Source organism: Bartonella sp. DGB2, assembly GCF_046843095.1.
Lineage (GTDB): Bacteria > Pseudomonadota > Alphaproteobacteria > Rhizobiales > Rhizobiaceae > Bartonella.
The window spans coordinates 432,921-447,132 of sequence record NZ_CP177325.1 but is presented as its reverse complement, the minus strand read 5'-3'; the positions used below and the strand labels follow the sequence as shown (position 1 = coordinate 447,132).

At 40.6% G+C, this 14,212-nt stretch carries 16 protein-coding genes; 6 read left to right on the top strand and 10 right to left on the bottom strand.

Annotation, left to right across the window (positions count from 1 at the left end; genetic code table 11):
• Positions 1-26 precede the first annotated feature (26 nt).
• Positions 27-1,469 carry a glutamine synthetase family protein gene (locus tag ACK28X_RS02385; RefSeq protein ID WP_412058077.1) on the bottom strand — a complete coding sequence of 481 codons (1,443 nt, stop codon included), beginning with the start codon at positions 1,467-1,469 and terminating at the stop codon, positions 27-29.
• A gap of 259 nt (positions 1,470-1,728) precedes the next feature.
• On the opposite strand from ACK28X_RS02385, the gene ACK28X_RS02380 reads away from it, so the two are divergent.
• Complete coding sequence (locus ACK28X_RS02380) at positions 1,729-3,084, top strand: MFS transporter (protein WP_412058076.1); 1,356 nt, start codon at positions 1,729-1,731, stop codon at positions 3,082-3,084.
• 665 nt (positions 3,085-3,749) lie between these two features.
• Positions 3,750-6,656, top strand: coding sequence for a hypothetical protein (locus ACK28X_RS02375; protein WP_412058075.1), 2,907 nt, complete (start codon positions 3,750-3,752; stop codon positions 6,654-6,656).
• On the opposite strand, the gene ACK28X_RS02370 is transcribed toward ACK28X_RS02375, so the two are convergent.
• The 5 genes from ACK28X_RS02370 to ACK28X_RS02350 form a co-directional block, all read right to left on the bottom strand.
• On the bottom strand, positions 6,653-7,054 hold the full coding sequence (locus tag ACK28X_RS02370) for a hypothetical protein (protein ID WP_412058074.1): 402 nt from the start codon (positions 7,052-7,054) through the stop codon (positions 6,653-6,655). The two genes, ACK28X_RS02375 and ACK28X_RS02370, sit on opposite strands and share 4 nt — an antisense overlap.
• A 190-nt stretch (positions 7,055-7,244) precedes the next feature.
• On the bottom strand, positions 7,245-7,997 hold the full coding sequence (locus ACK28X_RS02365; RefSeq protein WP_412058073.1) for a hypothetical protein: 753 nt from the start codon (positions 7,995-7,997) through the stop codon (positions 7,245-7,247).
• A complete protein-coding gene (locus ACK28X_RS02360) occupies positions 7,984-9,126 on the bottom strand; it encodes a hypothetical protein (RefSeq protein WP_412058072.1) in 1,143 nt (380 codons plus the stop codon). The genes ACK28X_RS02365 and ACK28X_RS02360 overlap by 14 nt, the downstream gene beginning before the upstream one ends.
• A 39-nt stretch (positions 9,127-9,165) precedes the next feature.
• On the bottom strand, positions 9,166-9,378 hold the full coding sequence (locus ACK28X_RS02355) for a hypothetical protein (RefSeq protein WP_412058071.1): 213 nt from the start codon (positions 9,376-9,378) through the stop codon (positions 9,166-9,168).
• The gene (locus tag ACK28X_RS02350; protein ID WP_412058070.1) at positions 9,353-10,045 is read right to left on the bottom strand and encodes a hypothetical protein; all 693 of its coding nucleotides are present in this window, start codon (positions 10,043-10,045) and stop codon (positions 9,353-9,355) included. The genes ACK28X_RS02355 and ACK28X_RS02350 overlap by 26 nt, the downstream gene beginning before the upstream one ends.
• Before the next feature lie 455 nt (positions 10,046-10,500).
• Between ACK28X_RS02350 and ACK28X_RS02345 the strand changes: the two genes are divergently transcribed.
• Positions 10,501-11,226 carry a Rha family transcriptional regulator gene (locus ACK28X_RS02345; RefSeq protein ID WP_412058069.1) on the top strand — a complete coding sequence of 242 codons (726 nt, stop codon included), beginning with the start codon at positions 10,501-10,503 and terminating at the stop codon, positions 11,224-11,226.
• 58 nt (positions 11,227-11,284) lie between these two features.
• Here the strand turns inward: ACK28X_RS02345 and ACK28X_RS02340 are convergent, their stop codons facing one another.
• Together ACK28X_RS02340 and ACK28X_RS02335 are read right to left on the bottom strand one after the other, a co-directional pair.
• Positions 11,285-11,599 (bottom strand): BrnA antitoxin family protein, encoded by a 315-nt coding sequence (locus ACK28X_RS02340; protein WP_412058068.1) that lies wholly within the window; start codon positions 11,597-11,599, stop codon positions 11,285-11,287.
• The gene (locus ACK28X_RS02335; RefSeq protein WP_412058067.1) at positions 11,565-11,843 is read right to left on the bottom strand and encodes a BrnT family toxin; all 279 of its coding nucleotides are present in this window, start codon (positions 11,841-11,843) and stop codon (positions 11,565-11,567) included. The genes ACK28X_RS02340 and ACK28X_RS02335 overlap by 35 nt, the downstream gene beginning before the upstream one ends.
• A gap of 587 nt (positions 11,844-12,430) precedes the next feature.
• Here ACK28X_RS02335 and ACK28X_RS02330 point away from each other — a divergent pair.
• Positions 12,431-12,637 carry a hypothetical protein gene (locus ACK28X_RS02330; RefSeq protein ID WP_412058066.1) on the top strand — a complete coding sequence of 69 codons (207 nt, stop codon included), beginning with the start codon at positions 12,431-12,433 and terminating at the stop codon, positions 12,635-12,637.
• Positions 12,638-12,839: 202 nt separating this feature from the next.
• Here the strand turns inward: ACK28X_RS02330 and ACK28X_RS02325 are convergent, their stop codons facing one another.
• Positions 12,840-13,199 carry a hypothetical protein gene (locus ACK28X_RS02325; RefSeq protein WP_412058065.1) on the bottom strand — a complete coding sequence of 120 codons (360 nt, stop codon included), beginning with the start codon at positions 13,197-13,199 and terminating at the stop codon, positions 12,840-12,842.
• 99 nt (positions 13,200-13,298) lie between these two features.
• Between ACK28X_RS02325 and ACK28X_RS02320 the strand changes: the two genes are divergently transcribed.
• Both ACK28X_RS02320 and ACK28X_RS02315 read left to right on the top strand, forming a co-directional pair.
• A complete protein-coding gene (locus ACK28X_RS02320) occupies positions 13,299-13,565 on the top strand; it encodes a BrnT family toxin (protein WP_412058064.1) in 267 nt (88 codons plus the stop codon).
• Positions 13,543-13,848 (top strand): BrnA antitoxin family protein, encoded by a 306-nt coding sequence (locus ACK28X_RS02315; RefSeq protein WP_412058063.1) that lies wholly within the window; start codon positions 13,543-13,545, stop codon positions 13,846-13,848. Before ACK28X_RS02320 ends, ACK28X_RS02315 begins: the two co-directional genes overlap by 23 nt.
• Before the next feature lie 92 nt (positions 13,849-13,940).
• Here ACK28X_RS02315 and ACK28X_RS02310 read toward each other — a convergent pair whose 3' ends face one another.
• Positions 13,941-14,195, bottom strand: coding sequence for a hypothetical protein (locus ACK28X_RS02310; protein ID WP_412058062.1), 255 nt, complete (start codon positions 14,193-14,195; stop codon positions 13,941-13,943).
• Between the last annotated feature and the right edge of the window lie 17 nt (positions 14,196-14,212).

Sequence of the window (14,212 nt, the reverse complement as noted above, 5' to 3'; positions counted from 1 at the left end):
TTCATGCCCTTAATGCTTAATACGCTTTACACATTAAGCAAAAGATACTCCCGCTCCCACGGGCTAATCACTTCCATAAATGTTTCAAACTCCTGCCGTTTGATCGCCGCATAGGTACTCACAAAAGAATCGCCTAAAACCGCCCGCAATGCTTGATCACGTTCAAAAAGCCCTACAGCCTCAATCAAACCGCGTGGCAATTCCACACGATCCTCATTTACCGTTTGAGTTGCTGGATCATCAGGCATAAGCTCACGTTGTAAGCCAATCAACCCACAAGCCAAAGACGCCGCCAAAGCCAAATAAGAGTTAGCATCCGATGAAGGCAAGCGATTTTCTACTCGCCGTGCCTCGGGTTTTGAACGCGGCACCCGAAAAGCAGCCGTGCGGTTATCATAGCCCCAATGCAGATTTACTGGCGCTGATGCATCGGGGGTCAGACGACGATAAGAATTCACATAGGGGGCTAACATAACCAAAGCGCTAGCCATATGATGCTGCAATCCACCAATAAAATGGCGAAATTGGACGCTTTCAGAACCATCTGCTCGGGTAAAAATATTCTCGCCCGTCTTAGCATCAACAATTGATTGGTGAATGTGCATCGCTGACCCAGGCTGGCCTTGGATAGGCTTAGCCATAAAGGTAGCATACATATCGTGTTTTAAAGCTGCTTCACGAATGGTGCGCTTAAAAAGAAAGACCTGATCTGCAAGTTCAATAGCATCGCCATGGCGCAAATTGATTTCCAGCTGGCCCGCCCCCTCTTCATGGATGAGCGTATCAATCTCTAAACCCTGCGCTTCAGAAAAGTGATAAATATCATCAATCAATTCATCAAATTCATTCACACCCGCAATAGAATAACCTTGCCCCCCTCCGATTGCGCGCCCCGAGCGCCCTACGGGCGACGTCAATGGATAGTCAGGATCAGGATTTTTTTGCACAAGGTAAAACTCAATTTCTGGCGCTACTACTGGTCTTAACCCCATTTCATAATAAGCACAAAGCACCCGACGCAGAACATTGCGCGGCGTATAATCTACCAGTTTTCCATCTTGATAAACAAGATCGCAAATTGCTTGAGCTGTGGGGTCATCTTCCCAAGGCACCACACTGAGAGTAGAAAGATCTGGTTCTAAACGCAGATCACCATCCGTTTCAGGATAAAAGAAACCATTACCGTTTTCCGGATAATGCCCCGAAATTGTGATCATAAACACAGCAGACGGCAAGGCTAACGACGTCTCAGAGGTAAATTTTTTCGACGGCATCATCTTACCGCGCGCTACGCCAGCTTGGTCGGGGGTAATACATTCAATATCTTCAATGCCCCGAAAATCCAGCCACTCTGCCGCTTGCTTCCAATTCGCTACGCCTCGCAAATTTTTAAGATAAGATGCAGTCACCTTACGTGCCGCTTTACGCACCTTTTTACGAGACGCCGTTCCATTTTTCTCAGCTGTCATAAAGCACCAATGTCATTACCCTATTAATTTAGGCTATGCTTAGCCTAATGTAAAGGGCGCAAACAGAGCGTCATTTACAAAGCAACACCAAGCAATTGAATAAAGCCCATTTGTGAGCAGAATACTGCATCGCGATATGACAAGAAAAAATGATGCTTTAAAGATGACAGAAAATAAAATTGACTCTAAGCTATCATCAATATAAAAATTCAGATAAATTCATGTATTTAGCGCGACATAATATAAAATATTAAGGATTATGATGCGAAAAGAGCCTCAATCTTACATAAGAAAAGAAAAAATTCTTATCTGCGCTTTAATTATTTCAAGCATTTTACCTCTCCTTGATGGGAGCATTGTCAATATTGTTTTATCCAGCCTTTCCCAATATTTTCATGCGTCAAAAAGCAGTGTGCAATGGGTTGCCACCGCCTATTTTCTTGCTAGTGTTCCAGGCTTGCTGATATGTTCCTATTTACAAAGAAGGCTTGGGGTCAGGGCTACATGGCTTTGTGCAAATCTGATTTTTTTATTAGGCTCATTGGCCACAGGGCTTTCTTATAATTTTGTAACTATCATCGCGGCGCGTATTGTCCAAGGTCTTGGTACTGGGCTTTTATTACCGCTTACGCAAAGCATTATCGGTTCACAATTTGGCCCCGAACGCTTACGGCAAGTCATGGGCACTGTGGCCATCCCTACCGTTTTTGCTCCTGCCATCGGGCCAATAATTGGAGCGAGCATCACGCAATATTTCTCTTGGCGGCTCCTATTTTTTATCAATATTCCCCTTATTATTCTATCAATCATACTTGGTAAGAAATATATTAAAACACAAAATCCAGAAAAAACGTCCTTTAATGCCCCCGCTTTTATTAGCTTTTCTATTTCTCTTATCTCATTTTTCTATTTACCTATAATCATTCATAAAAATTCTCCTAAAACCGTATATATATTTATTGCTATGTCTTTTATTTCTTTTATTATCTTTATCCTAATCAATTATAAATCACGCACGAAATTGATCCTCCTGTCAGGCTTTAACAATTTTGACTATTGTCTACTCATCTTTATGGGTCTCATGACTGCTTTTATCTTTTTTAGCTTTCTGGTCTTTTATCCCTTAGTGAAATTACAAAACACATCAAGCTCACTAAATCTTCTTCTTATCGGCGCTATTTTAGGCTTACAGGGCGTCGGCGCTTGGCTTGGCCGACAATTTATCTATCAAAAATGGAAAGAAGCATCGCCCTTTTTCATGCTTGGCCTTGGTTTGCTAATTGCTACAATCGGCCTTTTGTTTTTCGGTCACACATTCACCCTTGATGCTATTGGTTTTTTAATACGTGGTATGGGTTTTGGTATTGCTACCATTGTCTGTCTTACAGCACCCTTACAATATAGTGCAAAGCACTTCATAAAAGATACAGCCGTGATTACACGTATCGCCCAGCAAATTGGCGGGGCTTGTGGTGGCATTTTCACTGGTTTATTAATACATATGATTTTTATGCAAAAAATTAATCTCAACCAAGCTTACTTAGTATTTTTAATTATTTCTTTTATAATACTAATAATCCTAATAACTATTAGGAGTATATTAAAAAATTATTAAGGAAGGGGATGAAAATTCTATGCATAAATACGGTGTGCTTAATTCAAAATACGCATTCCCTTTAATTAAAAAGGAACTAGACAGATAAGGCAGCACCAAGCCTTTCATTTTTTATATATATCCGAGGAACATTGTTACATTAAGTAGCTTTTGCAGCCTAATCGCCCAAAGGATTTTTTGAAACCGCGGTAATATGCGCCGCATTTCGCAATGATGGCGCTACAGCTGATAAGCTACTCTTAATTCGGCCAATATGTCGCGGGCTTTTTACTAGCAGCATTTTAGCTTTAGAGATTCTTTAAGACGCAGATCAAGCTCGCTTGATGAGCCCTTTGTTTCCAATATAAATAAAGTTTTTGACTACCGTCCTGATCCATTAACCAGGCGCAAAATCGCGAAAAATAACAATGAGAAAAGTTGTCACAAGATAAATGGTACTGCAAGCGATACATCGGTTCGAACGTTCTCTTGAATTTTAACGTAAGAATTTGCGCAAAATGGCGGACCGAAAAAACTCTTAACCAATTTATTAGTTATCGCCAAACAGGGCTAGCCATCACCTACAAGACCACGAGCATGTTGCTAAACGGTGCAAAATTCTTGTCTTTATATATAAAAGCTATAGTATGCTATAATCACACGAAAACATAATCAGGAGGGTGTTAATGATGCATAAAGGCTTAAAATTTTTTAATCACTTTGTGCCTCTCGCACCTTATCCAAACACGGCTAAAGCTTTTAATCAAAGCAAAAATATCTTTAGCTTTATGTGGGCCACATCACCCTCCCGTACAATTTTCTCTCTTGCCTTAAAAATTCTTCTCCCTCTTTGCCAGCTTATTTTTGTTTTTATACTTAGTAAAATCAGCCAACGCACTGATATACCAAAGCTTTACTTTTATGCCTTAGCACTTTTTATAGGCTTTTCGTTTGTAGCCAATATACTACTCATGCGCCTAGATGCTTATTTTAGTCGCTCTTTGATCAAAAATTATGAACTGATCTTGACCACTCTAAAACACGCACAACTAAGCTTAGAGCAACTCCAACGATTAAGCGCGCGCGATTTAAACTTTATGCTGGATAATTGCTCCCTAACGCAAGGGGTGATCACGACCCCTATTTTTATCGCTATCACAATGGGCTTAGCCTTCTTTTTAGATGGCCTAGGAGGGGTGTTCACCGTGAGTTTTATCCTAATACTTATCCCCATCGCGCTTATATTAGGCATGCTAAGCGCCAAGAACTATAAAACCATTATGGATAAAACAGGTCAACGTATAGAACAAGCCACTTATTGGCTGCAAAGCGGCGCTTTTTTGCGCTCCATTCGCTATTTCAAGCAGCTAGAAAAACTCGTCGCCGTTATGCAAGCAGAAATAACACTCCGCAATAAGGATACGTTTTTAAAAGGCTTCGAAAACTATTTTATCAGTTTTGGTCGCTTGCTACCTTATATTCTCGCTACAGTTTTATCTGCCCATTTCTTTTCAACAAATTGGACAGGCCTTATCATTTGGCTTTCCATCCCCATTTTAAGTACAATCATCTCTTATCCGCAAAGCCTTATCGCTTATAAGCAAAGCAATAGCGCGCTTGAAGCCATAAGAGCACTAGCAGAGGGCGAAGCTAAAGAAACTGATGACAAATTACCACCAAGCACTAACGAAACGCTCCACTTTTCATCGCAGTGGCCCATATGGCCAAGCACACTTAGCACGCTGTTAGCGATAAAAGAAACCTTCGAAAAAAAACAACCGCAAACAGACCTAGAGAATCTTTTAAAAATTCTCTTTTTTATCCCTGAATTTGGAAATACTGTACACCAAGTTTTGGAAAAAGAAATCCACTATGCTGGACAAAACATCTCAGATGGGCAGCGCTTTCGTCTACAATTATTGCGCGCCCTGCACATCACCAAAACGCATGGCGTGAAATTACATATTGATGAAGCCTTTACAAGTCTTGATGCGCAGGCAGCGGCACAAATTTTAGCCCATTTGTCAACGCTAGATTATGTAAAACTCACGCCGCAAGTACTTGCGAGCGCGCCGCAATTGCAAATAAACCAGACTGCGCGTATAGCGACCGTTCCTCTAGAGCAAAGCGCGGAAAGCTTGCGTAATAGCCAAAAAGCGCCGCAAGAAAACACCAACAAGAGCAAACTTTTTACAAATATAGGCCGCCTAACACTATCAAGTTTCCTTGCGCTTTTTATTCCGCTTACCATGCTCCTTTATATGGCGAACCTAACCTTGGATGGACAAGAGAAGCCACTTTGGTTCATTGGGCTATATATGATTCTGGGCACACTGCTCGGGGCCCTTGCTGGTTTTTATATTGAACAAAGCTTACGCACAAAAGCGCAAGTGCAGTTATCTCAAGGTTTAACAAATATCCAAAACGCTGATCACGAAACAAAACTACAAATCATCTCACGTGATTTTACGACAGTGCTGGAGCGTATTACTTGGTATTTCCAAGATATCATCACCATAGCTAGCTTGCTTATAGGTAATGCCATAGCGTTAGGCTTTGCCTATGGGCTTTCTGGGTGGGCGCTTGCCGTGGCTTTTAGCCTATGCCTCTTCTTGCTTTATCACACCTTTATCAGCGCGCTCTATGAAACGCGTTTGCAAGCAGTCCACGGCTTTGACGCCCTGACACGCGCGACCCATACCGCCCATGCCTTTGCCTGCGCAAAAACTAGCGCTCTGAAGCTCTATATGCAGCACTATATATCACCCATCAAAACGAATATAGAGCACGATCTACGCCACTTTTACGAAACAAGATTACAGAGCTTTATTTGTCGCGGGGTTGTCGCCTTATTCTGCCGCTTTCTCAGCGAGATCAGCATTCTTTTAATCGCTCTTATTTTTTATTTTTGGCCAAGAAACCATGCAGCTTATATTTTTATTATCAGCGCTTTCTTGCTTATCCGCGCAGATTTAGCCAATGCATTTTTAGCGATAACTGGCTTTAAGTCACAAAGTCTTTCGCTTCAACGCTTAAATCGCTTTGCGCAGATGCAAGAGACTGTCCCTATAACCCACGACAAACATAAATTTAATATCGCAGCTTTTACAGCGCGACACCACTATAATAGCCTATGCCTACAACAAGGAAAAGCTTATTCGCTCCGTGGAGCTTCTGGGCAAGGTAAAAGTGAATATCTACAAGCGATTAGTAAAATTATACCAGCGCAAAGCACGCAGACACCCCACCAACCAGAAAACCAAAACATAGCATGCGTCTATATAGGCCGCAACACATTGACCCTACTACAAAAGAAAATCCAAACTTTTGACGACATCCTACCCCTTATCGAAACCGCGCTTAGGCCCACAAACGCCATACGCCCGAATGAAAAATTTTCCCCGCATTTACTTCTACTAGATGAAGCTTTTTTTGCGGTCCCAGCCGCAGAACACAATCAACTAAAATATCAGCTACAAACTTATGCTGAGCAAAAAAATATCAGCGTCATCGTGGTTGACCACCGGTTTAACTTAGATCAAGACATTGAGATTGGCGCAGTTATCGCAAAAGATGCACCCGCCCAGTTCTAAAACTTCATAAGCTTTAGGTGCGGCTTAATATACAGACCTTCGTCAATATTAACATTAGATTTCAGTGGTAAGTAATTGTAATGGCCGTCTTGAGACACATGCCTTGTCAACAACGCAATATGTAAAACCTCCAGAAAAAAAGAATACTTCTGAATGTGCGTAACGTCACGCTGCTGGAAATGTAAGGAAACCAGTTCTAATAATAATAAATCTAAATACACAACGACTGTGTCAGACACCTTCTGCAAATAATTTTCCAGATCTAAAGCTAAATAATGAAATATATCAACCAGTCTCATCCTATCAGGATAGCTGCCATAAATATCCGATAACCACACTATTTTTTTACTTCCACACAGGACATCAGGGTCATAGTACTCTTCGAAAGGGGTAGACATCTATATTCAAACTCGAAACTTCATCTAAGACTGCTGATATGCTTTCTCGCAGCCTGCAATAAATGAAACATGATTATAACTGCGCAAAATTTTTTGAAATAGCGGCATAAAATACTCTCCACCATTTTTTTCTCTACGCATTAATATAATATTCATAACCTACTCCGAAGCATTATATATTTAACACTTGCTATATTGCACCAATAGTTTGACTAAAAATGCGTTCAATGCTTGAATTGCTATAAAATGAACAGGGAATTCTTCTTAACTGGCAATAAAATTTTATAATAGCACGTAACTCATCACAAAATATTTTAGAAAAACCAGGATATCGCGCAAACAAAAAGATATCGAACCACACGCTTCCAGCTAATTGTGCGTTTTCAAAATCAATCATAAAAAAATGCGGACCTTGCTTCAAACAATGTTCAATTTTAGTATCCCCAATCATAATAGCTTGATTCTTAGGATAAAATGCATTACCAGAACAACATAAATCTGGTACGACATCATTTGTTGGAAGTCCGACTTGCGTCAAATTATCTATGCCCACATCATGTAGATACGCGCATGTTCTAATAATGCGCCTTAAATTTTCCTTAGTGCAGGAAAATAGCTCACCCTGGATATATTCAATTACTAATATCCTAGCATCTGCGAATGACGAAAGGACGCGAATAGTTCGAGCATCCTTAAAAAGTGCGTAGCCGAACAATTCTTTGTTAAAATTTTTCTCTAGAAAATGTTTTTTTATAATTACATTTTTTTGAAGTCTGCATGAATGCGCCAGTAATACAACTGATTTTTCGCTACTCGCAATGGTTTTAATGTATTTATAAGCAGCACCGATTTTCTTTAAAATATCCAATACAACCTTAGTTAATCGCCCTGGTGCCAAAGCCTCTAACCGCACCACCGACAACTGAGCCTCACGCCCCAGCATATGTTAAACCTTCTGTGCATAAAACTTTTTTATAATTCGCATAATAGAGCTCATTATTTAACTGTTCACCAAAATATTCAAGAAAAAACGCGATTGGGCTCTCGTAGCGCTCGCAGACATACCACTGCGATGCTGATAAGTACATAAACTCCCATACTTGTATATCCCCAGCCAATAACGCCACGAAATCATCATACGCGCAAACAATACCAAAAGGTATCTCTTTTACCATGTTGCGATCGGCTTTTACCAGTGTAAAACTTACGGTGGAGATATCTAAAAGAAAATGCCAAGGTAAAGCATTAGAAATTAATGTTATACAAAAGCGCTCCGTGTTAAGCTCTCTGCCAAGATAAAAATGTTGCGACAAAAGAGTTTGTCCATATTTACTTACCAGCATAGCTTTAGCCATTTTATCTAATTCTGCTTTAATTTGCTCCTCAGTCATACCGCCGCCCGAAGCGCGCATATCTTCCGGGTCAGCCGTCGTCCCGCTATTGTCTACTGCTCTTATCCACGCACATTCAGACACACTACTCAACATCCCTACATTGCATGTCTGCCCTGGCGCTAGGGAGAACACCAGTGACTTTATTGTTAATGCTTGTGATAACTTAGCTAATTCTGTATTAGACCATATATGGTCGATCCCATGAAGTGGCGTATTATATCCATTACCTGAGATCAAAATATTTGTCGACCGCCCTATCTGTTTTAAGGGCTCTACGATAATTTTCTCCAAAAGCGTTAATCCAGCCGAACGCTGATAGCGTTTATCCTTAATAGGCAATATATTATCATAGCCTACACAGCTACCTGCTCTTGAACGATTAAAATTATTCGTAACGACCAATAAATTCGGAAGAAAGACAGTCTTATTGCGAACATCACGATAGAATAACTCTGATATCTCGGTGTCCGATTGTATAAATATACTTTGATCGCTATCTGTAATATACAAATTAGCTACACATAAATCCCAATATAGGATCTCACCTTTTGGCCTATAATATTTAACACTTCCACCAAAAATCGTTACGGGTTCTTCAAAATCAATCCGCTTAAAAACAAATCCTAATTCTTGAATTACCTTTTCAGCCGCATAGGAAAACAACGCAGGAGCATACACATAAATTTCTCCTTCAAAGGCTTGCCGTATACGAGCCAACTACCTAGGACAAAAATGCTGGATATGATCAGAAGTAAAAAAAATAGCCTTTATGGCCGGCATCTGCTCCAGCAGCACCTCTCGTTCTGGGGTAAATACAAATTGCCGTTGAGGATCCGAGCCAAACCCCCTACCCAGAATCGGATCTATCAAAATATTTACACCATTTAAAGCTATTAAATAGCTCTCATGCCCGATAGCTACAATTTCCATCTTCTACCCCCCTTTCCGACAATTGCGCCATATGCTTTTCTATAATACACTCTAATAATTCTGGACTACCATTCTCACCGTAATAACTATAAAAGAAAGGAATAATACCATCAAAAACAGCTCCAACAAACCAAGATCGCACAGAGAGACCAACAATATCCCAAATCTGTAAATCACCTCGCACCATACCCATAAAATCAATCAGAGGAATATCCAGACCGAACGGATACGCACCGTAAAAATACTCACTAGACATATCCGCTACTTCTTCAAATTGTCCAGTAATAACATTGAATGCAAAACTAGATCTCAGATCTAACGCATCGGAACGAAAAATAAAGATGATACGTTTTTCACCCAGCGGCTGGTTCTTATACTCATGTAAAGCTAGTGCCGTCCTGCCCACCGCAGATAGCAAAAGTGCTTTCGTAATCACACCTAACTCAGCAACAGCCGCACTTAAATCGCTATGGTACGCTCCAATACAGCTATAATCAGGAAGCACCGAAGGCAACACATTAATATTCTTTTCTAATTTGATAAAATCCGTGAGCTCGTCCTCCATTAGCTTCAATTGTAACGCATCAAGCTTTATCCAATCAACTTGCTCTCGTGAAGACACTTTACCATCGAGAACCAAACATTCGCCCGTACTCGAATCACCCATTTTTTACACCTTAACCCTTTGATTTTACTTTATAAAAAAATAGGTTCGGGATTGATTTTTGGGGGTTCGGAAATAGGTTTGTCGAAAAAGTGGCAGTCCTCTTATACGAATTTTATTCCAATCCAACCAAAAAATCAAACCCAAACGAATCAAAATCAAAAGGTAGGGCATGGGGCAAGCCGCCTCGCTTGACAAAAATCCTAAAACCGCTATGTTGAGAACAAGTGCTTCAAAAACACTTTTATCTATAGCGGTTAAATAACCGAAATTATTTACCGTTCCGAACAATTCGACTTATTGTCATGCTTCTATGCATGCACCTTATGTCGGGTGTAGTTACGCCATACAATACCCGCAAGGGAAAAGTGTAACGACGGACTATAGACCGTGTTTTTGAGCACCCGACGCCCTTATAGGCGTCTTATCAAAAACGTTTAATCTATAGGAGTTCAATTATGACTGGTTCAGTGAACAATGCCAAAAAGGCAAAAAAAACTTCCCAAATAAAACAAGAGCTTTCGAAAGGCTTAGACGCATCAGTACTCACTATGTCTAGCCGCGAAATCGCAAAGCTGTGTAATAAACAACATCAACATGTAAAACGTGATATTGATGCAATGCTTTTAGAGTTACAAATAGATGCGTCCAAATTTGGACACATCTATAAAGATGCTCAAAACCGTAAACAAACTGAATATCTTTTACCCAAGCGCGAATGCTTGATCCTCGTTTCAGGTTACAGCACAGTGTTGCGAGCAAAGATTGTTGACCGTTGGTTAGAACTAGAACAAGCACATCAACCACAGCTACAATTGACGCAAGAAGATGATACCGTCTATCGCCTTCCAGAAGACCGCACAAAGATACCGCTACGTATCAGAGACTGCATCAACAAACACGCCCAACAACTAGCCGCGCTATATCGGCTAGAAGCAGAGGCCTATTTGCTTAATCATGTTTACATGGGTGCTGTAGGCATATGGCGTGAGATATCCTTCTCAAAGGTCGAAACATGTCTAAAAGAAGTTCTATGGCTAGATGTGATCGATAAAGAATTAGCCGAAATGCGGTTCAATCATTATTTCCTCTTTAAATCGCTAAGAGACCTTATAAGCAAAGACGTTAAGAAGCTGGAAGAACTACACCTTTCAGCACCTAATGAGCGCTTACTGGTCGCTTAAGCGTAAAAATGCTTCCCCCGTAGCCATAGGGGGGAAGTGCTTAAATGCTTGCCGCAGTTTATTCCGTATGAATTTTATGCGCTTCAACATAAGAGCGTAGCACAGCATTCATGCGGGATTGGTATCGTTTACCACCGCGCTTAAAAAATTCTAATACGTCTGGATCAATCCGTAATGTAATCTGCTTTTTAGAAGCAGGTAACCGCATATCTGCTTTTAGCCAAGTGGCATTGGGCTGATAGGGGGCATCACTGGTATCAATCTGCTCATCCGATATTTTGCCTAAGGCTTCGAGTCTTGCCTTTTGCTGATTAGTCAAAGGAGGAGGATTATTCAGGTCAAGTGTTAGCTTCATAGTATCTTTTTTGCTCATGGGAAAGCGCCTTTCGCGCGGAAATAATCCGCATGGTATCCTCATGTCGAACGGTATAAACCACATATAAAATTGCTGTATAAACCTGTCCAATAGTTATCCAGCGATCTTCTCCGTAATCATTGCGCTCATCAAAAGCTTCAATACGTCCGCTATCAAGAAAAACACGTATGGCATCCTCGAAAGCAACGCCATGTTTACGCAAGTTCACTGTAGCCTTAGTGGCGTCCCATTCAAAATTCATATATATAATGTACATACATTTTGTAGTTATGTCAACTTTCAATCAATACCATAACCTCATCAAATCAAAAGCCTAACCGATGCTTAGCCTCATTCACTATAACAACGGGTTAGGTTACCTTGTGTTAGCTGATATCGAGGACGCGCTGATGAATAGCGCGTGCATTTAACGCACGATCAATGGTCTTGCATCGTAGGCAGTTGTGCTTGCTGTAAATAATGGGATTATGGCACTTGGCTTGCTCTTTAAAGAAAGAGCTAAATATTATTATAAGACTTAGCAAAAATTAAAAATGCTATCACTATTTGATAATTAAGTACGTGTTTTTATTGGTAAAAAATACAAGATTAAGCCCAAAGTATAGAGATATTTTTAACCTAGAGTTGTGGCAGTATAAGAATTCCTATTTGAGTGGTTCAAATAGGAATAAAGCCCTAGCGGAAACTAGGACTTTATTAATAGCGTTCCAGATAGTCAGTCATTCATGAATTACATTAATAGTAGCGTAGGCATATTTTTATGTCAAGTCTATATTAAAAAATTTTTGAATGCTGGGCTTTCTGGGTTTCCAAAAAACAGGAGATCTTATGAAAAGACCCCTCAATGATTTATATATTTCCCAAATTAAACTTGCCCTTCAACGTGGATATAAGCAGCATGATATTGCTGCCATTTTTGGTATTAACCAAGGTCGCGTTTCTGAAATAAACACAGGAAAATGCGGGGCAAATATCCCTATGGCTCATACAATCCCGCCCGCTCTCATACTTTATTGCGAGCAACAAATGCACTAAGCAGTTGGATAAACAACACTACTTAGTTCTAGGGGACATTCTTTTAGTTTGAACCGTTAGAAGTTGTAAAAAAATAAAGCCCTAGCTCTAACTAGGGCTTTATTAAAAGGGATAAGCCTAAGATAAGGAAATCATAAACTATATTGACAATAGCGTAGACATATTTTTATGTCAAGACAATCTAACTAGTTAAAATATAGGCTTATCTATTTTTCTCTATGCGACAATAATAGCGCAAGACGCTAAGCAATAACTCTATACTGGAAACACCAACAGCACCACAAATAAACCCCGCTAAACCCATAATATTATTAGGGCTGAGGCCATCATCAACGCCCACCATATCAAATTTTAGCAAGAGATGATAAAGCATATAGGAAACGGTGGGTGAAGCATAAATCGCCAATACACCGCCGCCCACCCATTCACAAACCCGTTGCCAACACGATTTATCATGATTGGCCAATTGACGTACAAAAGCACCAAATATACCAGCAAGCGCTGTTGATAGCATCATGCCAAACCATGAAAGCCAATCGGGGGGTATCTGTTTTTCGGGCATAGGGGATCCTTCTTACTGTGTAGATATTTTACGCCTTGCCACTGTAATTTTCGTACACATAAATGTTGACAAGTTTTTATTTTTCGTGTACAAAAAATTATGAAGATAATTTGGGATGAACCAAAGCGCCTTTCAAACCTTGATAAGCATGGCTTAGACTTTAGCGATGTCATTTATTTTGATTGGAAAAACGCTTTTATCAGTGACACCTATTCAAACCGTTTAAAAGCGATTGGCCGTTTTGCTAATGGTACAATGGTTGTTGTATTTGCACTGCTTGGAACAGAAGCTATATCTGTGATCAGCTTTCGCCCCGCTAACGAAAAAGAAAGGAAGGTTTTCAATGAACACTATAAAAAGCTTTAAGGAGGGTCGAGGCTATACAAAGGAAGATTGGGAAGATGTTACTTCTCCACCTTTAACTGATGAGGAGTTAGCGCATTTAAAACCAGCCCAAGAGGTTTTGCCTGCTTCTTTTTTTCAACGTGTGGAAGAGGAAAGACGCAAGCGTGGGCGGCCGCGGGTAAGTGTACCAAAGGAGGCTGTAACCTTGCGACTCGCCCCTGACGTCATCGCTCATTTTAAGACATGTGGGGCTGATTGGCGCGCAAAAATGAGTGAAGTCCTTACAAAAGCTAGTGAAGAGTAACCTATTTCCAACAATGTTGTTTTTTGCCGAATAGATCAGTGGTAAGTACCCAACGCGCAAGCTTTGGTTCATCGGCAACAAGGCGTGCGGGCTTATTGACTTGGGGTGGTCTCCTCCAGCCCATGCACAAGGGCGGTGCACTCATCTGACAGCCCGCCAAGAGCACGGCAGAGGTCAAAATCAGAAAGGTTAATAACTTCATCGGTGATTTTGCTCCTCTCACGAAAGGCCGAAACAGCACTCTTTAAGCTATCTACCCGTGCTATGCTTTTGCCATAAAAAAAGCCGCTCATAAAAGCGGCAAGAACTAGGGCACCATAAAGCCCAAGGCGATAGGGAAACGGCATATGCGCTCCTCAATTAA